The sequence below is a fragment of the Bacillus sp. PS217 genome, assembly GCF_037963535.1.
Lineage (GTDB): Bacteria > Bacillota > Bacilli > Bacillales > Bacillaceae > Bacillus > Bacillus subtilis.
The window spans coordinates 3,090,624-3,115,198 of the sequence record NZ_CP150157.1; the positions used below are offsets into that span (position 1 = coordinate 3,090,624).

Annotated in this window: 28 protein-coding genes; 10 read left to right on the forward strand and 18 right to left on the reverse strand. The window is 45.3% G+C overall.

The window, feature by feature from the left end; translation table 11 throughout:
- Positions 1-2: 2 nt before the first annotated feature.
- Positions 3-785, forward strand: coding sequence for an ABC transporter ATP-binding protein (locus NSQ83_RS16065; RefSeq protein WP_198878554.1), 783 nt, complete (start codon positions 3-5; stop codon positions 783-785).
- Positions 760-1,572, forward strand: coding sequence for an ABC transporter permease (locus tag NSQ83_RS16070; RefSeq protein WP_014477740.1), 813 nt, complete (start codon positions 760-762; stop codon positions 1,570-1,572). The genes NSQ83_RS16065 and NSQ83_RS16070 overlap by 26 nt, the downstream gene beginning before the upstream one ends.
- 26 nt (positions 1,573-1,598) lie before the next feature.
- Here the strand turns inward: NSQ83_RS16070 and ytkD are convergent, their stop codons facing one another.
- The 3 genes from ytkD to NSQ83_RS16085 all read right to left on the reverse strand — a co-directional run bounded on the left by ytkD (position 1,599) and on the right by NSQ83_RS16085 (position 3,289).
- Positions 1,599-2,075: an RNA deprotection pyrophosphohydrolase gene (ytkD, locus tag NSQ83_RS16075; RefSeq protein ID WP_003229087.1), complete on the reverse strand. Its 477-nt coding sequence runs from the start codon at positions 2,073-2,075 to the stop codon at positions 1,599-1,601.
- Positions 2,076-2,281: 206 nt separating this feature from the next.
- Positions 2,282-2,686: a holin family protein gene (locus tag NSQ83_RS16080; RefSeq protein WP_003229085.1), complete on the reverse strand. Its 405-nt coding sequence runs from the start codon at positions 2,684-2,686 to the stop codon at positions 2,282-2,284.
- 165 nt (positions 2,687-2,851) lie between these two features.
- Entirely contained in the window at positions 2,852-3,289 is a 438-nt protein-coding gene (locus tag NSQ83_RS16085; RefSeq protein WP_003229083.1) for a Dps family protein, read from the reverse strand.
- A gap of 128 nt (positions 3,290-3,417) precedes the next feature.
- Between NSQ83_RS16085 and ytzI the strand changes: the two genes are divergently transcribed.
- Positions 3,418-3,558, forward strand: coding sequence for a YtzI protein (gene ytzI / locus NSQ83_RS16090; protein ID WP_003229081.1), 141 nt, complete (start codon positions 3,418-3,420; stop codon positions 3,556-3,558).
- Here the strand turns inward: ytzI and NSQ83_RS16095 are convergent.
- Both NSQ83_RS16095 and NSQ83_RS16100 read right to left on the reverse strand, forming a co-directional pair.
- Entirely contained in the window at positions 3,552-3,989 is a 438-nt protein-coding gene (locus NSQ83_RS16095; protein WP_014480629.1) for a FixH family protein, read from the reverse strand. The genes ytzI and NSQ83_RS16095 overlap by 7 nt on opposite strands.
- Before the next feature lie 119 nt (positions 3,990-4,108).
- Positions 4,109-4,582 (reverse strand): S-ribosylhomocysteine lyase, encoded by a 474-nt coding sequence (locus tag NSQ83_RS16100; protein ID WP_003219361.1) that lies wholly within the window; start codon positions 4,580-4,582, stop codon positions 4,109-4,111.
- A 128-nt stretch (positions 4,583-4,710) separates the two neighbouring features.
- On the opposite strand from NSQ83_RS16100, the gene yidD reads away from it, so the two are divergent.
- On the forward strand, positions 4,711-4,938 hold the full coding sequence (yidD, locus tag NSQ83_RS16105; RefSeq protein ID WP_003229076.1) for a membrane protein insertion efficiency factor YidD: 228 nt from the start codon (positions 4,711-4,713) through the stop codon (positions 4,936-4,938).
- Here the strand turns inward: yidD and NSQ83_RS16110 are convergent.
- Positions 4,935-5,498, reverse strand: a complete 564-nt coding sequence (locus NSQ83_RS16110) for a carbonic anhydrase (protein WP_003229074.1) — start codon at positions 5,496-5,498, stop codon at positions 4,935-4,937. The two genes, yidD and NSQ83_RS16110, sit on opposite strands and share 4 nt — an antisense overlap.
- 93 nt (positions 5,499-5,591) lie before the next feature.
- Complete coding sequence (locus NSQ83_RS16115) at positions 5,592-5,840, reverse strand: type B 50S ribosomal protein L31 (protein WP_003219346.1); 249 nt, start codon at positions 5,838-5,840, stop codon at positions 5,592-5,594.
- A gap of 205 nt (positions 5,841-6,045) precedes the next feature.
- On the opposite strand from NSQ83_RS16115, the gene NSQ83_RS16120 reads away from it, so the two are divergent.
- Genes NSQ83_RS16120 through NSQ83_RS16130 form a run of 3 tightly spaced genes read left to right on the forward strand, consistent with a single transcriptional unit; the run spans position 6,046 to position 8,673 of the window.
- Positions 6,046-7,377: a cytochrome ubiquinol oxidase subunit I gene (locus NSQ83_RS16120; protein ID WP_003229073.1), complete on the forward strand. Its 1,332-nt coding sequence runs from the start codon at positions 6,046-6,048 to the stop codon at positions 7,375-7,377.
- Between the two features lie 43 nt (positions 7,378-7,420).
- Complete coding sequence (locus tag NSQ83_RS16125; protein ID WP_046381291.1) at positions 7,421-8,461, forward strand: cytochrome d ubiquinol oxidase subunit II; 1,041 nt, start codon at positions 7,421-7,423, stop codon at positions 8,459-8,461.
- Between the two features lie 53 nt (positions 8,462-8,514).
- A complete protein-coding gene (locus NSQ83_RS16130; protein WP_003229069.1) occupies positions 8,515-8,673 on the forward strand; it encodes a DUF1540 domain-containing protein in 159 nt (52 codons plus the stop codon).
- Positions 8,674-8,691: 18 nt separating this feature from the next.
- On the opposite strand, the gene mntD is transcribed toward NSQ83_RS16130, so the two are convergent.
- The 10 genes from mntD to NSQ83_RS16180 form a co-directional block, all read right to left on the reverse strand.
- Entirely contained in the window at positions 8,692-9,579 is an 888-nt protein-coding gene (mntD, locus tag NSQ83_RS16135; protein WP_088467347.1) for a manganese ABC transporter permease MntD, read from the reverse strand.
- Complete coding sequence (gene mntC / locus NSQ83_RS16140) at positions 9,569-10,876, reverse strand: manganese ABC transporter permease MntC (RefSeq protein WP_088467348.1); 1,308 nt, start codon at positions 10,874-10,876, stop codon at positions 9,569-9,571. The genes mntD and mntC overlap by 11 nt, the downstream gene beginning before the upstream one ends.
- A gap of 5 nt (positions 10,877-10,881) precedes the next feature.
- Positions 10,882-11,634 carry a manganese ABC transporter ATP-binding protein MntB gene (gene mntB, locus NSQ83_RS16145; protein ID WP_088467349.1) on the reverse strand — a complete coding sequence of 251 codons (753 nt, stop codon included), beginning with the start codon at positions 11,632-11,634 and terminating at the stop codon, positions 10,882-10,884.
- An 18-nt stretch (positions 11,635-11,652) separates the two neighbouring features.
- On the reverse strand, positions 11,653-12,573 hold the full coding sequence (gene mntA, locus NSQ83_RS16150; protein WP_198878553.1) for a manganese ABC transporter substrate-binding protein/adhesin MntA: 921 nt from the start codon (positions 12,571-12,573) through the stop codon (positions 11,653-11,655).
- Between the two features lie 279 nt (positions 12,574-12,852).
- A complete protein-coding gene (gene menC, locus NSQ83_RS16155) occupies positions 12,853-13,968 on the reverse strand; it encodes an o-succinylbenzoate synthase (protein WP_072175879.1) in 1,116 nt (371 codons plus the stop codon).
- Positions 13,965-15,425: an o-succinylbenzoate--CoA ligase gene (locus tag NSQ83_RS16160; protein ID WP_160221770.1), complete on the reverse strand. Its 1,461-nt coding sequence runs from the start codon at positions 15,423-15,425 to the stop codon at positions 13,965-13,967. Before NSQ83_RS16160 ends, menC begins: the two co-directional genes overlap by 4 nt.
- A 90-nt stretch (positions 15,426-15,515) precedes the next feature.
- A complete protein-coding gene (gene menB / locus NSQ83_RS16165; protein WP_003229054.1) occupies positions 15,516-16,331 on the reverse strand; it encodes a 1,4-dihydroxy-2-naphthoyl-CoA synthase in 816 nt (271 codons plus the stop codon).
- A gap of 34 nt (positions 16,332-16,365) precedes the next feature.
- Positions 16,366-17,190: a 2-succinyl-6-hydroxy-2,4-cyclohexadiene-1-carboxylate synthase gene (menH, locus tag NSQ83_RS16170; protein ID WP_004398592.1), complete on the reverse strand. Its 825-nt coding sequence runs from the start codon at positions 17,188-17,190 to the stop codon at positions 16,366-16,368.
- Positions 17,178-18,920: a 2-succinyl-5-enolpyruvyl-6-hydroxy-3-cyclohexene-1-carboxylic-acid synthase gene (menD, locus tag NSQ83_RS16175; protein ID WP_003229050.1), complete on the reverse strand. Its 1,743-nt coding sequence runs from the start codon at positions 18,918-18,920 to the stop codon at positions 17,178-17,180. The genes menH and menD overlap by 13 nt, the downstream gene beginning before the upstream one ends.
- Positions 18,917-20,332 carry an isochorismate synthase MenF gene (locus NSQ83_RS16180; protein WP_088467352.1) on the reverse strand — a complete coding sequence of 472 codons (1,416 nt, stop codon included), beginning with the start codon at positions 20,330-20,332 and terminating at the stop codon, positions 18,917-18,919. The genes menD and NSQ83_RS16180 overlap by 4 nt, the downstream gene beginning before the upstream one ends.
- A 289-nt stretch (positions 20,333-20,621) precedes the next feature.
- Between NSQ83_RS16180 and NSQ83_RS16185 the strand changes: the two genes are divergently transcribed.
- Positions 20,622-21,341: a yteA family sporulation protein gene (locus NSQ83_RS16185; protein WP_033884539.1), complete on the forward strand. Its 720-nt coding sequence runs from the start codon at positions 20,622-20,624 to the stop codon at positions 21,339-21,341.
- A gap of 8 nt (positions 21,342-21,349) precedes the next feature.
- On the opposite strand, the gene NSQ83_RS16190 is transcribed toward NSQ83_RS16185, so the two are convergent.
- Positions 21,350-22,168 carry a UTP--glucose-1-phosphate uridylyltransferase gene (locus NSQ83_RS16190; RefSeq protein ID WP_088467354.1) on the reverse strand — a complete coding sequence of 273 codons (819 nt, stop codon included), beginning with the start codon at positions 22,166-22,168 and terminating at the stop codon, positions 21,350-21,352.
- A gap of 171 nt (positions 22,169-22,339) precedes the next feature.
- Here NSQ83_RS16190 and NSQ83_RS16195 point away from each other — a divergent pair, with 171 nt between their 5' ends.
- Together NSQ83_RS16195 and NSQ83_RS16200 are read left to right on the forward strand one after the other, a co-directional pair.
- Positions 22,340-23,626 (forward strand): UDP-glucose/GDP-mannose dehydrogenase family protein, encoded by a 1,287-nt coding sequence (locus NSQ83_RS16195; protein WP_004398478.1) that lies wholly within the window; start codon positions 22,340-22,342, stop codon positions 23,624-23,626.
- Positions 23,623-24,573 (forward strand): NAD-dependent epimerase/dehydratase family protein, encoded by a 951-nt coding sequence (locus tag NSQ83_RS16200; protein WP_153912376.1) that lies wholly within the window; start codon positions 23,623-23,625, stop codon positions 24,571-24,573. Before NSQ83_RS16195 ends, NSQ83_RS16200 begins: the two co-directional genes overlap by 4 nt.
- Positions 24,574-24,575: the final 2 nt, after the last annotated feature.

Below are 24,575 nucleotides of genomic sequence, written 5' to 3' on the forward strand. Positions count from 1 at the left end.
CTATGTCTTTCTTACATGTCGACCATGTAACCCATACTTATTTTTCTATTAAAGAAAAAACAACGGCTGTGCGGGATATTCATTTCGATGCCGAAAAAGGCGATTTCATCTCATTTCTCGGCCCAAGCGGCTGCGGAAAAACAACACTGCTTTCCATTATTGCCGGTTTGATTGAGCCATCAGAAGGCAGAGTTCTGATTGAAGGCCGTGAGCCGAATCAAAAAGAACATAATATTGGCTATATGCTTCAGCAGGATTACTTATTTCCCTGGAAATCTATCGAGGAAAATGTGCTTCTCGGTTTAAAAATCGCCGACACACTGACAGAAGAAAGCAAAGCCGCTGCACTCGGTCTATTGCCGGAGTTCGGCCTCATAGATGTGGAGAAAAAATATCCGAAAGAGCTGTCAGGCGGGATGCGCCAGCGGGCTGCGCTTGCAAGAACACTTGCGCCTAACCCTAGTCTGCTTTTGCTGGATGAGCCATTTTCCGCGCTTGATTTTCAGACAAAGCTGTCTTTGGAAAACCTGGTATTCCGCACATTAAAGGAATATCAAAAAACAGCAGTGCTTGTCACTCATGATATAGGGGAAGCGATAGCGATGAGCGATAAGATCTTTTTATTTTCAAATCAGCCGGGCACCATCCATCAGATTTTTACCATTCCTAAGGAATTGGCCGCGATGTTGCCTTTTGACGCCCGTCAGGAACCTTCCTTCCAGACACTGTTTCAAACGATATGGAAGGAGCTGAATTCTCTTGAGAAACAGCAAAGAAACCATTGATCTGCTTCACGAGCAGTATCAATTCAAACAGAAAAAGGAAAAGTGGAAGGTTCATTCCTTTCAGCTTGCCATATTTATTCTCTTTTTCTCGGGCTGGGAAACCTCCAGCAGGCAGGGCTGGATCGATCCGCTGATCTTCAGCTCTCCCTCAGCTGTGTGGCGATTATTGCTGGAGAAACTTGGTGACGGTTCTTTACTGTCACACATCGGCGTCACTTTATTTGAAACGGTGCTTGGCTTTTTGCTTGGGACGTTTATGGGCACGTGCCTCGCCGCTTTGTTATGGTGGTCTAACCGACTTGCCAGAATTTTAGATCCGTATCTTGTGATTTTGAATGCAATGCCGAAAGTGGCCCTAGGCCCGATCCTGATTGTCGCGCTCGGTCCCAGTTTTATCAGCATCATTGCGATGGGAGCCATCATCAGCGTCATTATCACAACCATCGTTGTCTACACCGCCTTCCAAGAGGTCGACGAAAACTATACGAAAGTCATGAAAACATTCGGCGCAAAAAAGTGGGTTATTTTTAAAGAAGTCATACTGCCTGCATCTTCCCCCGCGATTATTTCAACACTAAAAGTGAACGTCGGTTTATCATGGGTTGGCGTCATTGTAGGGGAATTCCTCGTTTCGAAGGTCGGATTAGGATATATGATTATTTACGGATTCCAAGTCTTCAATTTTACACTCGTCTTCTTAAGCCTGCTGATCATCGCCATCTTCGCCACTCTGATGTATCAGGGCGTCGAGCTGCTGGAAAAGAAATGGACGAAGGGGAGGACATAAAAAACCCGGCATATATGCCGGGTTTTTTATTCAATCCATCCAGATTCTTTCAGTTTTTTCAAACTGATCGGAAGTACGGAATCCTTCATAATAAAGCTGAATTTTTTATTGCGGGAAAGGTTCTCCGGAAGCTCGTGAAACAAAACCGGGCCTTTCGTTTCAAAGTAATCAGCTTGCTTTTCAAGCTTTTCTATATCTGCAAAATATATATTTTTTACAATCACTTTTTCTTTTCCGAGAACTTTATACTGTCCGAGATACTTGAGGCTTTTGACTCTCGCGCCCGTCTCTTCCTTTACTTCCCGGAGCGCAGCCTCTTCTGCGCACTCCATCGGCTCTACTTTCCCGCCTGGAAACTCATAGCCTCTGTCCTCATGTTCTGTTAAAAGCCATTTGCCGCCAAAACGGCAAATCACCCAGACATGCTTCGGGCTGTCCGAGAAAGGCTGATCGTCAAAGGAAAGCTGAACAGTATTCTGATAATAATCTTTAAACTCGTACATGTTTATCCCTCAAATCCGTTCCTAGCTATCTTCCATACATCATACCACAGTTACGTTTCTTCGGAAGCCTTTTATCAAAAAATAAGGGACCCAGCACGCCGTCAGGTTCTGCATGCAGACTAGCTCGTACAGTTTTTTTGCGATACTTTTGCCGGAAAGTGCGACCGACGCTCTGGGCTTTATTATGACCCGCGAACAGGGAAAAGTTACGGTTTGCGCTTAAATTTATTTTTTAACGTTTCTAAAAGATCGACAAGCATCTGAGGAACCGGTATGCCAAGAGAACTGGCTGTCACAACAATTTGCACAGATTCATAAAGAATATAAAACATAATAGCCAAGTCACGAATTGATCCCTGTGTATTCAGCAGCTGATCAAAAAAGTGGCATACAGAGATCAGAGCCAGCGTGACTAATTTTTTGACAAGCCGGGCAAATACCTTTTTAAATGACAGTTTGTGAATAATCGTTTCCTTCAAAGTCGTACTGATAAATTCAATTGCCATAAGAGAGAGCAAAATCAGAAATGAATACTGAAAACCTCCAAAGAAAAAACCCGCTGCTGAAACGCTGACTGCTAAAAACGAAAAGATGCCAAAGTCTCTATCCATTTATCCCAACATCCTTTCACAGAAACGGCCTTACAATATTCTATGGTAAACAAGCCGAACGGATTGGATTTTTCAGAAAAATGGACTGGTTGTCGCCTATTTTTAAGATACAAAAAGAAAAGCCGGACGTCTTTTTTAAGACATCCGGCCGTTCTATTTTTGAACTTAACCTAGGTAAGCTTTTAGCATCCAGTTATGTTTTTCAATATTTTGATGGATCGCAAGAAGCATGTCCCCTGTTGTTTCGTCACCGACTTCATCAGCTAAATCCATGCCGTTTTTCAGCTCTTCCGCGATGACTGTGAAATCATCATATACGCTTTGAACCATTTGTTCAGCTGTTTCATTTCCAGCAGCTTCTTTGACAGAAGCCGTTTCTAAGGATTCCTTCATTGTTGCAATCGGTTTTCCGTTCAGCGCCAAAAGACGTTCTGCTAAGTCATCAATATAAGTTGCCGTTTCATTGTACAGCTCCTCAAACTTTTCATGAAGAGTGAAGAAATCTTTTCCTTTCACATACCAGTGATAATTATGTAGTTTCACATACATGACCGTCCAGTTGGCTACTTGTTTGTTCACTGCTTGAATCAATTGTTCTGACATGGTATCTCCTCCTTGTTATATGACTATGTATACCCTTAATATCGTACGCTAAAACCTCTTTTTTACCCTTATCTGTCACGATTTCTTCTATTATGCTACAATTGTTAAAAAACGGGAGGTGGAATGTCATGACGCTTCTCATTACGATAAGTATTTTGATTGTGCTGGCTGTTTTGCTTGTAACCATTTGGACGACTGTAAAAGCCTATAATGTAAAGCATACCATTGATCCACCACAAGAAAATCACTCTGATTCACACAATCAATGATGATGTGAATGCTCCTCTTCTGACTGATTGCTGGCAGCATCGGCGTCTCCGACTTGGACTTTTAAGGTCGGCATGCTATGCTGTTTTTTTGCTGTGACATGAGATTGGACAGTGTATACACCATCTTCCTTAAACGTCGTTTCCAATCGGTATACGCCTTTTTCTTGTTTCGCCTTAAACATTTGGCTTGCGTCTTTTTCCCCTTCTTTCCATACTTCAAACTCTACTTCATCGGCATCCGTCACAGCTTCATCACCATATGATACGGCTGCTTCATAAGCAGCGCTTTCTCCGGGATTTACTTTTTCAGGCCCGGTCAGCTTGACATCCAAAACCTCGGGCGTCTCAGCTGTATTTGCTTTGCTTTCACCAGATCCGCACCCGTTAAGCAAAAAAGCAGAAAAAAGCAGAACAACCAACATCTTTTTCATGCCATCACCCTTTCATCGTTTACCTAAATAGTAGCAAACGCTTACAGCAAATGGTACACAAAATATGAGACGTCACAAAAAAGACCTTTTTGCTTATGCGCAAAAAGGTCCTTTCTATTTTAGCCAAATACTTTTAGCAATTCTTCTTTATCCTGTGAAAGCCAGAAACGCATTAAACGTTTAGCGCCTTCCAGATCATGAAGCTTCGCTTGGCCGCACTGCTTTTCATTCGCAGCAGGTATTTCTGTAATCTCTACCGCTTCCTTCATTGTGTCTTCAAGCAGATCAACGATTTCCGCTGATGTCGGCTCTCCGCTCACAACTAGATAATAGCCTGTCTGGCAGCCCATTGGAGAAATATCAATGATATCAAAATGATCGTATTTCTCAGCGTGAGAACGAATCGTAAACGCGAGCAAATGCTCGAGTGTGTGAATGGTGTCAGGCTTCATCGCCTGTTTATTTGGCTGGCAAAAACGAATGTCAAATTTATTTACAACGCCGTCTGTTCCCACTTTATGCACGCCGCAATGTCTTACATATGGAGCAACAACCGCATTATGATCAAGCTCAAAACTTTCTACTGAAGGCATAATGGCACTCTCCCCTTTTTTAAAAATGTAATTTCATTATAACATACTTTTCCGATAAGAATTATTGATTAACTTTTCAATCTGTGTTTTTTTTCTTATACTTGCATCAGAAAGGTTGCTGAAGAAACATGAAAACCCTATTCATCGCTCTGATCAGAGGATATCAAAAATTCATCTCGCCCCTGACACCGCCAACGTGCCGCTTTTATCCGACCTGTTCCCAATATGGAATCGAAGCGATTAAAACACATGGCGCTTTAAAAGGCGGATGGCTGACAATCAAACGGATTTTGAAATGCCACCCGTTCCATCCGGGAGGAGTCGATCCCGTTCCTGAAAAGAAACAAAAACATTAATTGTTATAACCGTTTACGATAAGATCCAGTTTTCCGGTTTTAGGATCAATGACTAAGCCATGGACCGGAACGTTTTCCGGGAACAGCGGGTGATGTTTAATAACGTCTACGCTGTCTTTCACACTCGCTTCCACTGAATCAAAGCTTTTAAACCATTGATCAAAGTCTACACCGGAGTACTTTATTGTTTCGATGCGTTCTTCCGGAATCCCTCTTGCTTTGATTTTTTCAAGCATGCTTTTGCTGCTGATTTTGCTCATGCCGCAATCGTGATGCCCGATCACACACACCTCATCTGCATTCAGCTCGTACACTGCGACGAGTATACTTCTCATGATGCTTCCGAATGGGTGTGTCACAAGCGCACCGGCACTTTTAATGATTTTCACATCACCGTTTCGCAAATTCATCGCATGCGGCAGCAGTTCAACCAGACGAGTATCCATGCAAGAAAGAATCGCCATTTTTTTATCTGGAAATTTTGATGTTTGATACTTTTCATACTCTCTTTGTTCAGTAAATGTCTTGTTAAATTCGAGAATATCATTTAGAAGACTCATGTTCGTTGTCCCTTTCTATTCTTTTTACTCTTCAATATATCACAACCCTTGTTTATTCGTCATAATAAAAAAAGACAAACCCTCAGGCCTGCCTTATTTCCCCATGTTATAGCGTTTTTTGAACTGCTCAACTCGTCCGCCTTTTTCATTGAATTTCTGGCGGCCTGTATAAAACGGATGCGTGTCAGAACTTACCTCTACTTTAATGACAGGATATGTGTTTCCGTCTTCCCACTCTGCTGTTTCATTAGATGTTTTCGTAGAGGTGCTGAGAAAACGGTAGCCGCTGTTGACATCCTGAAATATCACTTTGTGGTTCTTCGGATGAATTCCTTCTTTCATGTGAATCTCCTTTCAATAAATCGTAATAATTACGTTTTATTTTATAACCTTACAAACGTTTTGTCAATCTTCTTATATCCTTCCCTCTGTTTTCGCATCGTAAACCTCATGGCATTTAAGAATAGGAAGAATAATCTAACCGAGGAAGCAAATAATAAACCCAAAATACATACAGAACGTCTTTTTAGAAAGGTGGTTTACGATTGTGGATGATTTAGTTTTGGCCAGAAGCCTCTTTGGCACGACAATGGGCTTTCATATTATTTTCGCAACACTCGGAGTCGGTCTGCCGCTCATGATTTTAGTGGCGGAATTGATCTATCAAAAAACGAAAGATGACCATTATGCGATCATGGCGAAAAGATGGACGAAAGCACAAGCCGTTTTGCTGGGGGTCGCCATACCGACCGGAACGATCGCGGGCACTCAGCTCGCGCTTTTATGGCCGGGATTTATGGAAGTCATCGGCCGGGTGATGTCCCTGCCATTTCAAATTGAAATCTATGCTTTTTTTGTTGAAGCCCTATTCATGTCGATTTATGTATACGCTGCAGACCGTTTGTCACCTGCAATGAGGATTGTTGCTGTTTTCTTTGTGTTAGTCGGGGCAGCAGCATCCGCTGTTCTGATCACGAATGTTCACGCTTTTGAAGGTACGCCCGCCGGTTTTAAAATTTTAAACGGAAAAATTACAGATGTTGACCCGTGGGCTGCGTTTTTTAATCCTAGCTTTTTTATCACTGCCGGCCATGTCGTGCTGTCCGCGTTTATGACTGGTGCGTTTATCGTGGCTTCTGTTGCGGCGTATAAAATGATCCGAACGAGGAAAAAGGAAAAGGTCTATCGCTTTCACCGGAAAGCCCTTTTGCTCGCACTGACGATCGGCGGTATTTTTTCATTGCTGACCGCTTTGAACGGACACGAATCTGCACAGATGCTGTACGAATACCAGCCCGAAAAATTAGCCGGTGCGGAAGGCCTGTTTGAAACAAGATCCCACGCCCCGCTCGCTATCGGCGGTTTTACCGACCCGAATGAAGAAAAAGTAAAATGGGCAATCGAGATTCCATGGGCTTTAAGCTTTTTGGCAGCGAACCGTTTTGACACTGTTGTAAAAGGATTAAATGCATTTCCGAGAGATGAATGGCCGCCGCTTTTCATTCACACGCTGTTTAATGCGATGGTCGGTGTAGGCATGCTGCTTATTCTTTATTCTATTATTGGTGTGGTCTGGAGAAAGGTGCTCAAGAAAGACCGTTTCCCAACGTGGCTTTTGGTCATTTTCATGACAGCAGGCCCTTTTAGTCTCATCGGCATTGAATTCGGCTGGATTTTCGCATGTACGGGGAGGCAGCCTTGGGTCATCTATCATTTGCTGAAAACGTCAGATGTCGTAACAACCACTGGCTCGATCGGGGTGCTGTTCTTATTTTTCACATTTGTTTATGCCGTGTTAGGCGCAGCTGTCGTCTACGTGCTGCTGTATTATTTCCGCAAGCACCCGGTTGACGAAGATTTAAATACAGCGGAGTCGTAATGGCTCCGCAAACAGGAAACCAAATGGAAGGAAGATCGTACAAATGGAGATTTCAACTGACGCTCTGATCGCCATCTCAATTATCTGGGGCTTTGTGTTTATTTACGCCGTCATGGCGACAATGGATTTTGGAGCGGGATTTTGGTCTATGATCTATTTAAACAAGGAGCATATGAAGGCCACCGATATTGCGAATCGCTTTTTGTCCCCGACTTGGGAGGTCACAAACGTCTTTATTGTGGCCATCGTCGTGGCACTTTTCAGTTTTTTCCCCGGCGCGACATTTGTGCTCGGCACCGTTTTATTAATTCCCGGAAGCATGATTTTACTGCTTTTAGCGATTCGAAGCGGATTTCTCGTGTTTTCAAATACAGCAAAGGAGCGGAAAACGCTAAGATATATTTCCGGCATCTCCGGCTTTATCATTCCTGCTATTTTAATTTTGGTGCTTCCTGTGACACACGGAGGGTTTATAGAAAAAACGGATGGAATCTATAACTTAAATATGTCTAAAATCTTTTCAAGCCCCAACGCCTATTCATTTATCGGGTTTGCGATTTTAAGCACCTTATTTTTGTCCTCGCTGCTGCTTGCAGATTTTTCAAATGTGGCAGAGGAACAGGATGCGTACCGAGCCTACAGAAAAAGCGCCCTGATTACCGGCCCGATTTCACTGTTGTTTGCTGTATGCATTATGGTAACTATGCGGAATGAAGCAAACTGGCTGTACAGCGGAATGATGAATGATTTTTCTTGGATTATTGCATCGTTCATTACATTTGTCATTGCTGGAATCGCTCTTTTTCTGCCTAACAAAAGCTTTGGTCAAAACATCGGAAAACCGCGTCTCGCACTTGTTGCGATTGGGATACAGTATTTTCTCGCAAGCTACGCGTACGGGCGGGCGCATCTTCCGTATATGATTTATCCCGATGTGACAGTCATGTCAGGCTTCACAGAGCCAGCAACGTTCAGAGCGCTGTTTGCAACGTATATCGTTGCATTTATCATTCTATTTCCGGGCTTTTATTTCTTCTGGAAAATGTTTATGCGAGATAAACGCTATATCCGCCAGGAGGAATAGAGGGCAAGCCAGCCGGCTATACTAATCCAGAACCTTTATAAGGAGGGGATGGCATGGAGCAGAAAATTCTATGTGAGGTCAACAACTGTTCTTATTGGGGCAAAGGTAACAAATGCACCGCTGATGCCATTTATGTTGTCAGCCATACTGGTGAAACGGCTGAAAACAGCCGGGAAACAGACTGCAAAACGTTTAAGCCGCATGATTTATAATTAAAAGAAAGAGCTGCATCAGCCAGCTCTTTCTTTTTGCATGTTGAGTGTTCTCAGCTTTTTAGTCATGACCCCGTTTGCAGGTGAAAACAAAAAGGCGCTTGCATAACATACACCTGTCATGGCCGCCATCGCTCCTGAAATCGAAACATTAAGCCACGTTGCGAAGAAATAGCCCATGACCGCCGACAGCCCGCCAATCAACGCGCTGAGAATCAGCATATAAAGAAGCCGGTCTGTCAGCAAATGTGCCGCAGCAGGCGGAACAATCAGCATGGCCACAACCAATACAGCACCCACCGAATCAAAGGAAGCAACAGTCGTCAGGGACAGCATGCCCATTTGCACGTAATGAATGAGCAAAACCGGTATTCCCAAGGCTAAAGCCATTTGAGGATCAAACGAAGCGATTTTAAACTCCTTATAGCACACACTGATCAACACTACGTTTAAAACCAGAACAGATGCCAGCATCCAAAACGCTTTCGGCCCAATATCAACCCCGAATACCGTCACCATATTCCACGGCACAAAAGCGATTTCTCCCATTAACGAGTGCTCAATATCGAGATGGACATTCGCTCCATAGACAGAAAGCAAAATAACCCCGATTGCAAATAAAGATGTAAACACAACTCCTATGGCAGCATCTGATTGAACCCCCTTGCTATGAAGAAGCTGAACCAAGAAAGCCGTTAACAGACCGGTTGCGGCTGCGCCGATAAACATAGAAATCCCATCGAGACTTCCCGTCACTAGAAAAGCGCCGACAATGCCAAGCAACACTGTATGACTGATTGCGTCGGCCAGCATCGCCATGCTTCTCAGCACAAGAAATGTGCCGATCAATCCGCAGCTTACACCGACTAATACACCGGTAGCTATAATCCATGCTTCAAAACTCATTTGCGATCTGTCCCTTCTCGGCATCATGAGACGCTTTTCGACGCTCAGGCATCCGTCCATACAGCTTTAAGAGTGAATAAAGCCGCTCTCTCGTTTCTCTCGGTAAACGGTCCGGGTCAAAGTAGTCCTGACCGGATTCTATATTGGCAAGTTCCATTTCATGCATGAGATACACTTCATACATTCGCTGCTTCAAAGCTGTGTGATAGCCTTTTTCTATCCCTTTGCTTGTGATTTCCCAAATCCCATTTTCGATACGCTCAATGCAACTCTCTTGTTCCAAGTCATTTAATGCCTTAAGGCATAATGAAGGGGATAGGCGTCTTTTCTTTCTTACACTTTCAACAGTTACACAAAGATTATTCTTTTCATACTGTTCATAAATCGCCAAAAGCACTTGCTCCCTGCTTGTTCTGCGCCGCAGCCTCATCAGCCTTATGGCTTTAGCAGCCAATCCCCGCTTAGGCGCGCAAATCATTGAAACAAGAAAGAGCAGCGTTGCAGATAAGATCATTAATGGCCCTGTCGCCATTCCCTTCATCGTGGTGCTAAGCAGGGTTCCGGCCGCGCCGCTGACCCCGCCTGTAATCCCGGCAATGACGATCATCCCGGTTAATCGTTCGGTCCAATATCTCGCAGCTATGGCAGGTGTAATCAGCATAGCCGCCATTAATATCACACCAACAGTCTGAAGCCCAATGACGACAGCACAGACAATCAGACAAGCCAAAAGCCCGTTTAAAAAACGTACAGGGATTCCTAATCCCTTTGCAAACGCGAGATCAAAAGTAATCAATGTAAATTCCTTAAAGAAAACAATACATAGGAGCAGTAGAACAGCGGATATTCCTGCAATAAGGATGATATCCTGCCTGACCAATGAAGCAGCCTGGCCGAATAAAAAAGAGTCAAGCCCGCTTTGGCTTCCCGCCCCCTGTTGCTGAATATATGTCAGCAGAATGATCCCGACGCCAAAAAACACAGAAAGAACAATCCCGATCGCCGAGTCCTCCTTTGTTTTTGAAAGCCGCGGAATCAGCTGAATACAAAACGTTCCGAGCAGTCCGGCGAGCGCCGCACCCAGCAAAAAGAAAGGCAGTGATTTTTGCCCGGTGAACAGAAAAGCGAGACACACTCCCGGCAGAGCTGAATGGGCCATCGCATCGCCGATTAAACTTTGCTTTCTCAGCAGCACAAAGCTGCCCAAAACACCGCTTGCCATCCCGAGCAAAAGCGTACCGGCCAGCACCCACTGTGTATTCGGATGCTGGAGCTGCAGCCACAAACTTTCAAACATCGCGCTCACTCCTTATGTCCTTCTGCCAGCACTTTATCTTTTAAAAACGTAAGCCTTCCTCCATATGTTTTTTGCAGGTTTTCGATCGTAAAAACGTTTTCCGCCGGTCCGAAAGCGATTTTTCTTAAATGAAGCAGTAAGATCCAATCGAAATAATCCTCGGCGGTCTGCAGGTCATGATGGACGACAAGCACGGTTTTTCCTTTTTCTTTGAGTTCTGCCAACAGCGTCATAATCGCGCGCTCCGTCGCTGCATCGACACCTGCAAACGGTTCATCCATAAAATAAATGTCAGCGTTCTGGCAGAGTGCCCGGGCAAGAAACACCCGCTGCTGCTGGCCGCCTGACAGGTGGCTGATCTGCCTCTTCGCATAATCAAGCATCCCGACTTTTGCTAATGCGGCCTTCGCCATCTCCACATCCGCTTTCTTTGTCCTCTTTAATAAACCGATTCTCCCGTATCTTCCCATTAGGACGACATCGAGCGCGCTTGTGGGGAAATCCCAGTCAACCGAGCCGCGCTGCGGAACATATCCGATTCTGGTCCGCTGATCCTTATAGTCTTTGCCGTAAATAGAGATGTCTCCGGAAGCTCGGGGCACAAGACCGAGAATCGTTTTGATCAAGGTTGATTTTCCCGCGCCGTTTGGGCCGATAATGCCAATAAGTTTTCCTTCAGGCACCTGCAGCGAAATGTCCTGCAGTACAGGCTTTTTATGATAAGCAACCGTCACATTATCAAGCTCAACAGGGAACATATCCTCCACCTCTTTTCTTTATTTAAGCGCTTTAGTAATCGTGTTGATATTGTGGCGGAACATTCCTTCGTATGTGCCTTCTTTTGTGCCCTTTTCACCCATGGCATCCGAATAAAGCCGACCGCCGATTGTGACTGTATGGCCTTTTTCTTTAGCGCCTTCCACCACTGCATTGATTGATTTTTCAGATACACTGCTTTCTACGAACACAGCTTTTATTTGTTTTTCTGTCAGAAGATCAACCAGCTCCTGAACATCCCTTAATCCATAGTCCGAATCTGTGCTGAGTCCCTGCAGGCCTTTTACCTTAAATCCATACTCATTCCCAAAGTACGCAAACGCATCATGAGCAGTCACAAGCACACGGCTTTTCTCCGGAATATGTGCGATCTCCTTACGCGACCACTTATCTAAATATTGCAAATCTTCTTTGTACTCTTTGGCATTTTTCCGAAAGGCATCTGCGTGCTGAGGCATTGCTTTGCTGAATTGCGCTTCAATTTCATCCACCGCATAGATCCATAACGGAATGCTGAACCAGACGTGGGGATCAAACGTCTTGCCTTCCCCCGCGGGAATAAGCTTATTTTTCGGAATGGCCTCAGCTACTGCTGCCGATTGTTTTTGTTCGCCGATTTTTTGGAGGACATCCTCCATTTTCCCTTCCAAATGCAACCCGCTGTACAGAATAACATCGGCAGACATTAATTTTTTCGTGTCACCTTGGGAAGCTTTGTAAAGGTGCGGATCAACCCCCGGTCCCATTAAAGAGGTGACTTTTACATGCTTACCTCCGATGTTTTCTGCTGCATCGGCAATTTGAGATGTTGTCGCTGTCACTTGTAATTGCTGATCAGCGCTTTTTCCGGCTGAATCCGTTCCGCATCCCGTTAAAGCAAAGGTCACAAAAAGTACTGCTGCCATCAGCCCTCGTCTCATATTTCTCCTCCTCTTTGCCATCAATGTCCGATTGTTTTATCTTATGTTGTCAGTTCTTAGACATGTGACATTAAATTAGCCAAAAGCATGTTTTATTTACACAGGACAAAAAGTTTCCCTTGTGCAAAATTATCGCGTTTGGCCATTTTTGTCAAGCTAATTTACATAAAAAAACCGGCTGGGTCAGCAGCCGGTCCAAACGAGAAGGGATGTATTCAACGAACACTTTTACTGTAACAGCACAGTGTCATTTATTCAAAATAGCAAAATGCTTTTTTCTTAACCATGCTGTGTGAAAACATCCATTTTGGTCACATATTTTCGCATAATGTCTTGGTTTACCTCAACTCCTAAACCAGGCTGTTTTGACACAGAAATAAATCCATTATCAATACGAATATCAGGAGTTACAATATCTTCATCCCAATAGCGTGAGGATGAAGATATATCGCCAGGTATTGTGAATTGAGGCAGTGAAGCAAGCGCCACGTTCTGCGCTCTTGATATGCCTGTTTCCAGCATTCCGCCGCACCAAACTTGCATATGATGCTCTTGGCATAAATCATGAATTTTTAAGGCTTCTGTTAAGCCGCCGACACGAGAAGGTTTTATATTAATAATTTTGCAGCTTCCTAGCTCAATCGCCCGTCTCGCATCATCAACTGAACAAATGCTCTCATCAAGGCAAATGGCCGTTTTCAAATGTTTCTGCAGGTGGCGGTGGTCAACGATATCGTCGGATTGAAGAGGCTGCTCAATCATCATTAAATGGTAGTCATCAAGCTCCTTTAAGCGGCTGATATCCTTCAGTTCGTAAGAGGAATTGGCATCGGCCATAAGCGGGATGTTTGGGAATCGGCTGCGGATGGCCTTGACCAATTCCACATCCTGCCCAGGCTGAATTTTAATTTTTATTCTTTGATAACCTTCTTTTTGATAGCTCTCTATTTCCTTCAGCATATCGTCAAGAGGCGCCAGTCCGACTACCACGCCGGCAGGGACTTTATCTCTTGTTCCGCCCAATGCCTCAGCAAGGGATACGCCCTTCTTTTTGGCATAGATATCCCATACAGCCGATTCAAGTCCCGCTTTTGCCATCCGGTTTCCTTTATAACGCGCCAGGCTGTCCGGCACTTCTGAAGGATGATTGAATTCACGGCCGACGACATTTGGGATAAAAAAATCTTTTAGCATATGCAAACATGTTCCAATGGTTTCCTCGGTGTACCAAGGCGAAGAGAAAGCGGAAACTTCTCCCCAGCCTGTGACACCTGATGTATCAATGGCTTCCACGATCAGAAATTTACGCTCTTGAAGCGTTTCGATACTGTTTTTAAACGGTTTCTTTAAGTTCATGCTCAAATGGTAAAGCGTGATTTTTTCTATTTCGATCATAGCAGTTCTCCTTTACGCGCATCCTTCAGCTGATTTCGCAAGAGCTTATTAGACGCATTGCGCGGCAGGCGGTCAAGCACAAAGAATTTCGCCGGAATTTTATACTTCGCCAAGCGTTCTTTACAGTAGGCAGTCAATTCTTCTGCGCTCACAGGCTTGTGAAGGACAAGATAGGCATGAGGCACTTTCCCCCATTTTTTGTCTTCAGCCCCTGAAACCCCGGCTTCGGCCACAGCGGGGTGTGAAAGCAGCACTGACTCCACTTCGGCCGGATAAATGTTTTCTCCGCCAGAAATGATCAGATCTGAACGTCTGTCTAATACATATAAAAAGCCTTCGCTGTCCAAATAACCAAGATCACCTGTTTTCAGCCAGCCATTTTGAAAAGAGGCTACGTTTGCGCTCTCCCGGTTAAAATAGCTTTTCATGACATTCGGGCCTTTGACCATGATTTCACCGTGTTCAAACGGTTCACATACCTGTCCGTCCCGCTCTATTTTGATTTCACACGAAAACAGCGGTTTCCCCGCAGATCCGAGCTTTTCCATACTGAATTCCGGCGACAGGGTAACAATTTGCGAGCATGTTTCTGTCATTCCATATGACTGAAAGACAGGGAATCCTTTCTCACGGCATTCCTCAAGCAATGGCAGCGGTGCAGGACCGCCGCCGAGAAGAATGCATCTGATGGATTCAGGGCAGCGGTTTGTTTCTTCCAAAAGACTGGCCAGCATAGTCTGCACCGCAGATATCATTGTCACTTCATGCCTGTTGATAGAATCCAGCACATCGCTTACGGAAAAACGCTGGTGAAGCACGACAGTCATTCCATAGATCACAGATTTAAATAATGCGGACAATCCGCTGATATGAAAGAGCGGCAATGCGATAAGCCAGCGGTCTTGTTCTGTTATACCCAAATTAAGAGCGGACGACACCGCACTGAAATAATGGTTTCCGAACGTTTGCTGAACTCCCTTGGGCTTTCCTGTCGTACCCGACGTATACATCAGCGTTGCCGTTGCATCCATTTGCATATAAGCCTCGATCTCAATTTCCTCTGCTGCTTCTTTCATCAGTTCATCCACATCAATCGTTTGAACGATGTGTTCATATTCTTTCTTCTCAAAGCTTGAATCTGTCAATAAAAAGCCGGATCCCGAATCCTCCAGCTGAAACAGCCTTTCATGTGTTGACAGCTTCGTATTCAAAAGCACCGCCTTAACACCAAGCAAAAAACAAGCGTGAACGGCGTATACCATTTCCGCACGGTTTTGGAGCAAAATAGCCGCAGTATCCCCTTTTCGAACCGAATGAGCGGCAAGCTGTTCCGCCATTCGCTTAGACGCGGCAAACAATTCTGCAAATGTCACGGTTTGGTCTTCATAGATGAGAGCGATTCTCTCAGGTGTCAGCTGTGCCCGCTGCATGAGCCAGTTGGGCTGTTCTGTCAGCATGTCATCATCTCCGAGGTAAAATGTCTGTATTGAAAAGAAAACAGCTTGGACCGCAAAGTCTCAAGCTGTTGGTTTACTAGGTATTGCTGATCACGGAAAACGAGGGAACTGTCCGAAATCAGGTTTGCGTTTTTCCTTAAAGGAATCACGGCCTTCTTTTGCTTCATCTGTTGTGTAGTAAAGAAGGGTAGCATCCCCTGCAAACTGCTGAATTCCAGCAAGTCCGTCTGTGTCCGCGTTAAACGCAGCTTTAAGAAAGCGCAGTGCGGTCGGGCTTTTTTCAAGCATTTCTTCACACCATTTAATCGTTTCTTCTTCAAGCTGTTCCAAAGGAACGACTGTGTTGACAAGACCCATGTCCAGTGCTTCCTGTGCGTTGTACTGACGGCATAGGTACCAGATTTCACGTGCTTTTTTATGTCCTACAATTCGAGCCAGGTAGCCAGAACCGTAACCTGCATCGAAGCTTCCCACTTTAGGGCCTGTTTGTCCGAAAATTGCGTTGTCCGCAGCAATTGTCAAGTCACATACGATGTGAAGCACATGGCCTCCGCCGATCGCATAGCCGGACACCATCGCAACAACCGGTTTCGGGATGACGCGGATTAAACGCTGAAGATCCAATACGTTAAGACGAGGGATCTGGTCGTCTCCTACATATCCACCGTGGCCGCGCACTTTTTGGTCTCCGCCAGAACAAAATGCTTTGTCCCCTGCACCGGCAAGCACGATAACCCCAACGTTTTGGTCGTCTCTTGCGTCAGCAAACGCATCAATCATTTCAGCAACCGTTTTAGGGGTAAACGCATTATGTACCTCAGGTCGGTTGATTGTTATTTTTGCAATGCCATTATACGTTTCATACAATATCTCATCGTATGTCCGTTTTGTTTTCCATTCAGCCATATGATGACCTCCTTTTATTCTCTATGTGAATGAGTCAGATGCTTGTCAAAAACTCACTCACTATTTTACCAAACAATCGCGGCTGCTCCACATGGACCGTATGTCCTGCTTTTGGAACAATCTCTATTCTACTAGAAGGAAGCATCTTATGCACCTCTTGATTGATGGCGCAAAATTTTTCGTCCCACTCCCCGCAGATCAGAAGCACAGGAACATCTATTTCCTCTACACGGCTCCACAAGGAAGGCTGTGAACCGGTGCCCATGCCGGTTAAACTGTTCGCAAGCCCAATCTTATTGTTCCGCAGACGGCCCGATCGTATCCTGTACCGAATATCTTCAGCCAGCCTCTGCTGAGATGAAAACAAAGGGATATTCTCCCAATACGCAACAAACGCTTCGAGCCCGTCTCGTAAAATAAAATCAGCAAGCTTCCGGTCCCGCATGATTCGTTCCCGCCGTTCCCCAAGTGTTTTGAGCCCCGGCGTCGTGCTTTCAAGCACAAGTGCCGATACCCGCTCGGGATATGTCATCGCAAAAGAGTAAGCAAGCCTTCCTCCCATAGAATACCCAATCAATTTCACTTTGTGAAGTTTTAATTGATCAAAAATCTCGGCAAGGTCAGAAACTTGCCGGGTTGTGCTGTATCTTTTCCCATTCAGCGGGGCATCGGTTTCCCCATGCCCTAAACAATCAATTTTGATCAAACGGGAATCAGGCAGCATTTCATCAAGAAAAGTCCATGATTGTTTGCTGCCGGTAAACCCATGCAGACAGACGACGGCTTCGGAAGCATTCGGTCCCTCGTCTGCCACTGCATATCGGACACCATCTGATACCGTTATGTTTACAGTTCCCATTGTTTTTTCACTTCCCGCACAGCCTCATTCAGCATATCGCGATGAAGCTGGACTCTTGATTGGCGATCCGTTTTGATTTCAATCAAATGGAGTCCGGGCTTGTCTGCCTGCGGCGCGTAAGCTGTTTTGAATTCATCCCAAGAAGCCGGGCATGAATACGTTCCGCCGTAAAGTGCAGCCGCATGCTTGAAATCGAGCCCTGTCGGTGTGCCGAACAAATCTTCAAAGTGTGTCTTCTCAGAAGCCTGCGGCAAAAAGGAGAAAATCCCTCCTCCATCATTATTGACAAGAATCACAGTAAGAGGAATACCCAGCTTTTTGGCCGCCAGCAGGCCGTTTAAATCATGATAAAAAGATAAATCTCCAATCACAAGGGTAACAGGCGCTTTTGTTCCTTCACATACCCCCATGGCAGAGGAGACGACACCGTCTATCCCGTTTGCTCCCCGGTTTGAATAAATCCGGAAAGGGCGGTCCTGCTTTTCAAAAAACGTATCAACATCCCTGATCGGCATGCTGTTTCCCACAAACAGCGAGCTGTTTTCAGGCACAAGATGCTGAAGGATTCGATAGAGATTGCCTTCAAACGAAACATCTTCACTGCTGATTGTTTGCAGATGCTCGCGGAACCGCCCATTGACAAACTGCCACTTTTCCAGCCACTCTGAGGATCTGGTGGCAGCAGTAAGGCCTGCCATGATCTCCTCAGCAAAAACAGACGCATTACAATGAATCATATGCGCGCTTGCCTGTGTCGGGTCTCTCCACCCTCCATCCTCGTCAATCACGATTTGCTGAATCGTCGGATCATCCTTAAGCCATAAGAAAACCGGTTTTGAAACAGGCATCGGTCCAAACCGAATGACAACATCAGGACGGAGTTTCCGCTTCAGCTCATCATCTTTTAAAAACGAATCATACGCATCAATAACAGTGCTTTTATCATGAACACCATTCCGCAGATTAGACAGCGGATCTGCTAAAATTGGATACTGAAGCGCTTTTGACAGCGCAATAATGTTTTCCTTGTCCGCATCACTATGGAGCTCTCCGCAGACGATCATTCCTTTTTCAGCCTCTGCGAGCATCTCAGCCACATCAGACAGGGACTCTCGGTCAACAGACTGCGTACCCGTTTTCACAGACACATGACGGCCTGTTCTCATTCTTCCAAACGGCTCATCTGAAAGATCCGGCATCAGCGGTTCGCGCAGCGGCACATTCACATGGACAGGCCCCATCGGGCGCTTTTGTGCTTCTCCGGCAGCGCGGCTTGCCAGCGTTCGGATGTATCTCAGCATTTGCGGAGACTCTTCAGGAAGAGCAGAGTCTGTGAAAAACTTAACAAAGTTACCGAATAAGAAGTGCTGATTAATAGCCTGCGGTGCGCCTACTTCGCGCAGCTCATGAGGCCGATCAGCAGTTAACACAATAATAGGCACCCTTGAATAATGGGCTTCAACCACAGCCGGATAAAAGTTGGCCGCGGCTGTTCCAGATGTACAGATCAATAGTACGGGACGCTGCTTCGCTTTTGCCAAACCTAATGCAAAAAATCCGGCAGACCTTTCATCAATTTGGACATGGACGCTGATATCGGGATGCGCAGCACAAAGAACAGCCAGCGGTGTAGATCTTGAGCCCGGACAAACGACGGCGTCCGTAATTCCGGAAAGGGCGAATTCATCAATAAAACTTCCGATGTAATGAGTAATCGGGTTGACTGTCAACGCCTCTCACCTCCTAATGCAGAGATCATCGGCTTCAATTTAATCTGTGTTTCTTCATATTCCGAGATTGGTTCCGAGTCTTCCACAATACCGCACCCGGCAAACAGCCTTGCTGTGCTTCCTTCGATGAGCCCTGAACGAATGGCGACCGCGAATTCCCCGTTATCCTGGCTGTCAATCCAGCCGATAGGGGCCGCATACCAGCCGCGAGACATCGGTTCAATCTCCCTGATCACGTCAACAGCTTTTTCCTGAGGTGCTCCCCCGAGCGCCGGAGTGGGATGCAGCTTCTCAATTAAGTCAAAAATCGATGCAGACTCGCGCAGCTGTCCGACAATCGGCGTAAACAGGTGCTGAACGCTTTTTGTTTTGTACAAAACAGGTCCATCAGGCTTTTCAACCTCTGAACAGCTTGATACAAAAGCATTATGAATCATACCTACCACAATATCATGCTCAAGCAGGTTTTTCTCATCGTTTAATAATTCAAGGCCTATCCGGCGGTCGTCTTCTTCATTCACGCCTCGTTTAATGGAGCCTGCCAGACAGGAAGACATGACAGTGCCGCCGTCTCTTTTGATCAGTCTTTCCGGAGACGCGCCGACAAAGGTTTTGCCTTCTTGTTCAATTGCAAAAACATAGCTTGTCTGCTGATCGTCCAGAAGCGTTTTAAGCACCGGTTCAATTTGGATTGGACCGTCAAACGTGAGCAGCAGCTCTCGGGCAAGAACAACCTTATCATATTGTTTCTCTTTAATTTGGCTTGTGGCCGTTTCGATTGCTTTCAGCCAATCATCCTTATCCAGCTCTTCGGCTGCTGCAATCACAGCCTGATCTTCTTGCTTGAAATCGGGAACCATAAATTCCGCCGCAAAAGCTTTTAAACCTTCTAAAACAGCTTCTGCGTCTTCTCCTCCGCTTACCCATCTGTTAACTGTTAAGAACGGGCCTTCAGAAGTCATCGTCAGCATAAGCGCAGGCACAAAGAAATCCCCTTCCGAGAAATGGTCCCATTGTGAACCTCTTTCTTCGCAAGGGTCAAAAGAAAATCCTCCGAATAACACAGGTCCCACTGCAGAATGCTGCAGCTTTTCTTCTTCATAAATATGAAAAGCCGTCTTTTTAAAGCGCTCCCATTGTTCAAAAACCTCACGATACCGCTCGCTGTTTTTTTGATTTGTCTGGAAAACCGCTTCTTTGCCAAGACCGACTATTGTCAATTCACTTTCAGGATCTGACCAAAAAAATCGATTGCCTGTATATTTTTTTGCTCCGTAATTGAAAAATGATAGAGGGTCAAGAGACTCGATTTGTCTCGAATAGCTTATTAAGACAGCATGGTTGACTTCTTTGGCTTTATGTAATGCATGTAGAACTTCCTTTCGGAACGTACGCTGCACCGTTGTCACCATGAGACATTCCTCCATAATCCTTAAAATGCTTTTAATACCATACACCTGTGTCTCCTTTGTGTCAAACACAGATCATGCAGTCCAAATGGCCTGCCTTACCTATTATAAACCTAATTGCAGAAATGAAAAAGAAACAAAGCTTAAATTTCTTTCTCCACTGATAGCAAAGGTTGTATCCGCTTACCATAAAAGGAAAACCTCCTATATTCCTCCACCCGCCATTTATGAAAGTTCTCAGGCGATCTGTTCATACTAAAGGTATGCATCACAGAGAAACGAGGCGATCACATTGCTTACGAAAGAACAGCTTCAGCATTTAAAAAATGAACTGGAACAAACGAAAAAAGATATCTTAAACCGTTTCAAAGACAATGACCATTTTCAGCTTAACTCAGCCTTTCCTTATGATTCGTGGGGCGAGCTTTCGGCATACGACAACCATCCCGGCGATCAGGCGACAGAACTTTACGAGCGTGAGAAAGACATCGCTCTAGACTTGCATGAGCGAGAGCACCTTCGGGACATTGAGCATTCATTAAAGGCGATAGAAAACGGTACGTATGGCATTTGTGAAGTCAGCGGAAAGGAAATCCCTTTCGAACGACTTGAAGCGCTTCCGACTGCCACAACCCTCGCGGAGTATTCGTCACAGGACGTGGTTTCCAGAGACCGTCCGATTGAAGAAGAAACACCATTCGGGCAATTTGAATTTGATGATGATGAAGAAATCAGAGCGCCATATGACAGTGAGGATTCCTATCAGGATGTCGAAAAATATGGGAACTCACAAACGCCGCAGGATATGGAAAACCCTCCGCTCAGCTATGATGATATGACGATGAATGCCGAAGAGAATATCGGCAATACGGAGTCTTACGAAAATTTCATCGCTACAGATATCACTGGAAAAGAAATTACCGTTTATCAAAGCAGAGCCCATGAGCGCTATGAAGAAGAACTTGACGAAGAGGGAATCATGACCACATTCGGCGATCTCCACGCTGATTGAACCCCCGATTATTGGGGGTTCTTTTCCGTTTTCAGCATATCGTAAATCAGCTTCAGATAATCCTTTTGCAGGCCGATGTCATACCGCTCGCCCTCTAGCAATTTCCCGTATACGGTACATGCCCCGAGCGAAGCTTTTATCGCATCCGTTACCTGCACTTCTCCTCCGCTATCAGCTTCTAATGCCTCCAGCTCATTAAAAATATCCGGTGTGAAAATATAACGCCCTGCTGCGGCAAAATGAGACGGAGGGTTTTGTTTAGGCTTTTCCACAATATCCTGTATGCGATAAAGCCCTTTTTCAACAGGCTCCCCTTTTATCACCCCGTAATGATGTAAATCCTCCGTTTTTGTTTCTTTTAAGCCGATCACACTGGACTGATATTTCGTATACGCTTCAATCAGCTGCCCCAAAGCCGGCTGATTGGCGGAAAAAATCAGATCATCTGGCAAAACGACGGCAAAAGGCTCTTTGCCTGCAAATTGCTTTCCAAAAGAAATGGCGTCGCCAAGACCCTTTGCATAAGGCTGCCGCACATAGTGAATCCGTATATTCGGAATGGGATGCTCACTAAGCAAATGCAGTTTATTCTTAGAGGCCAAAAAAGCCTCAAGTGCCAAAGAGGAATCAAAATAGTCGACAATCAGATTTTTATGGTTCGATACAACCATCAAAATGTCCTCAATGCCTGACTCCTTTAATTCTTCAACAAGATAATGAATCACAGGCTTAGATCCTACCGGAAACATTTCTTTCGGAATCACCTTCGTCACCGGCAGATTTCTCGTGCCGAATCCGCCTGCAGGAATAATCGCTTTTTTTATCATGGTATTTTCCCCTCAGCTCATGTTTATTACATGATATTCCAAGAGCGCATCCCGATGTTTGTACATCTGAAATTAGGCGGAAGCAACTGGGCAGAAAGCGGAATCACGAACCAGCCCTTTTTTAATAGGATATTGATATATGACCAGTAATCTTGTAAAGGAGCTCAGGTGATGAAAATTTGTGTGGTTGGCGCCGGGTATGTCGGTTTAACCCTATCAGCGGCACTGGCATCCATCGGACATGACATGATATGCACAGACAAAGACGTCAAAAAAATCGGGCAGCTGAAAAAAGGAGTCATTCCCTTTTACGAGCCTGGGCTTTCAGATGCAATACTTCGTTGCGGCAATCTCTCGTTTTCTTCTGAAGTGAAATCGAGCATGGAGGAATGTCCCGTTATTTTTATCGCAGTCGGAACTCCGCCGCGTTCGGACGGATCAGCTGATACGAAAGCCCTGCAGTCCGTCATCGGTGATTTAAGCGAGGCAATCCGATCGTATAAAACCATTATTACGAAAAGCACTGTTCCGCCCGGGACAAATGAAAACATAGCAAAACAGCTGATTGCCTCCGGAGTGTCTAAAAACCTCTTTAATATCGTATCCAATCCGGAGTTTCTGCGGGAAGGCAATGCCTTATATGACATGCTGCATCCTGACAAAACAGTCATCGGTGTTCAGGAAGAAGATCACGTATCGGCAGCCATCGTCAAATCCATTTACAAACACATTGATACCCCTTTTATCGTTACAAGCTTAGCGGGAGCAGAGCTGATCAAATATGCCAACAATTTCTTTTTAGCGGCCAAAATTTCGTTTATTAACGAAATGGCCCGCATATGTGAAGCCTATCAATCAGATATCTCAGATATTTCCCGCGCTATCGGTCTAGACCCAAGGATCGGGAAGCACTTTTTGCAGGCAGGCATCGGATACGGAGGCTCTTGTTTTCCAAAGGATCTGCAGGCGCTGCAATTTGCTGCCCAGGAAAAAAACACGGAGACCTTCCTGCTCCGGGCCGTGCAGCACATTAATGACACCCAGCTTGGCCTGTATATCAAAAAAATACAGTCATTCTTCGAAACACTTCAAGGCAAGAAAGCGGCTGTACTCGGCATTTCCTTCAAACCGAATACTGATGACATCCGGAATTCTCAGGCTGTCAGACTGATGGAAAGGCTGGCGGAGCTGGGATGTGATGTTCATGCATATGATCCTGAAGCTGTACTTCCAGAACATTTGCGGCAACATGTAACTCAGCATTCTCAAGCTTTTGATGCGATCGAAGAGAGTGACTTTTTATTTTTGGCGACAGAATGGTCTGAGTTTTTAGCGTTTGATTGGAAAAAGGCTGCAGATATCATGAAAGGGCGTCTTGTGATTGACGGACGCAACGTACTAAAAAAAGAACTGATCGAGGCTTGCGGCCTGATCTGTACGGGAGTTGGCCGTCCATGAAAATACTCGTCACAGGAGCAGCTGGCTTTATCGGCTCCCACCTCTGCGAAGAATTACTAAAAGATAAGAAACATAACGTTATCGGAATCGATGACTTTATCGGTCCTACTCCATTTTCCTTGAAATTAAAAAACCTTAAAAACCTGCTGCCGGAAAAGCGATTTACGTTCATAAAGGAAAATCTGCTGACAGCCGATCTTGCTCCCTTACTGGAAGGAGTGGACGTCATCTTTCATTTGGCGGCCATACCGGGTGTCCGCTCAAGCTGGGGCAATCATTTTCACCCATATGCCGCACATAATATCCAAGCGCTCCAAAGGCTCCTCGAGGCGTGCCGGGAACATTCTATTCAAACGTTCGTCTTTGCATCCACCTCTTCCGTCTATGGCGAAAAACAAGGAAAAGTCAGCGAAAACACGTCGCTTTCTCCTTTATCTCCGTACGGGGTAACAAAGCTTACGGGAGAAAAGCTTTGCCATGTGTATAAACAGAGCTTTGGCATTCCAATTGTGATTCTCCGTTTTTTTACCGTATACGGGCCAAGACAGCGGCCGGATATGGCTTTTCACCGGCTCATTAAGCAGCACCTTCAGCAAAAGCCGCTTACCATCTTCGGTGATGGGCAGCAGTCAAGAGATTTCACTTATATCAGCGACTGTGTCAAAGGCATCACCGCTGTTCTTGGGAAACCCCACCTTATTGGTGAAACAGTAAATATCGGCGGCGCAGAGCGTGCCTCAGTCTTAAAAGTTGTCTCCCTCATTGAGGATATTTCCGGGAGAAAAGCAACACTGCACTTTTCGGACAAAATAGCAGGGGAACCGCGCAACACGTGGGCGGATATTTCAAAAGCAAAACAGCTCTTGCATTATAATCCCGCCACATCCTTAAAGGATGGCTTGACCAACGAAATCACCTATTTATCGTCGCTGTATCAGGGGGAATAAAA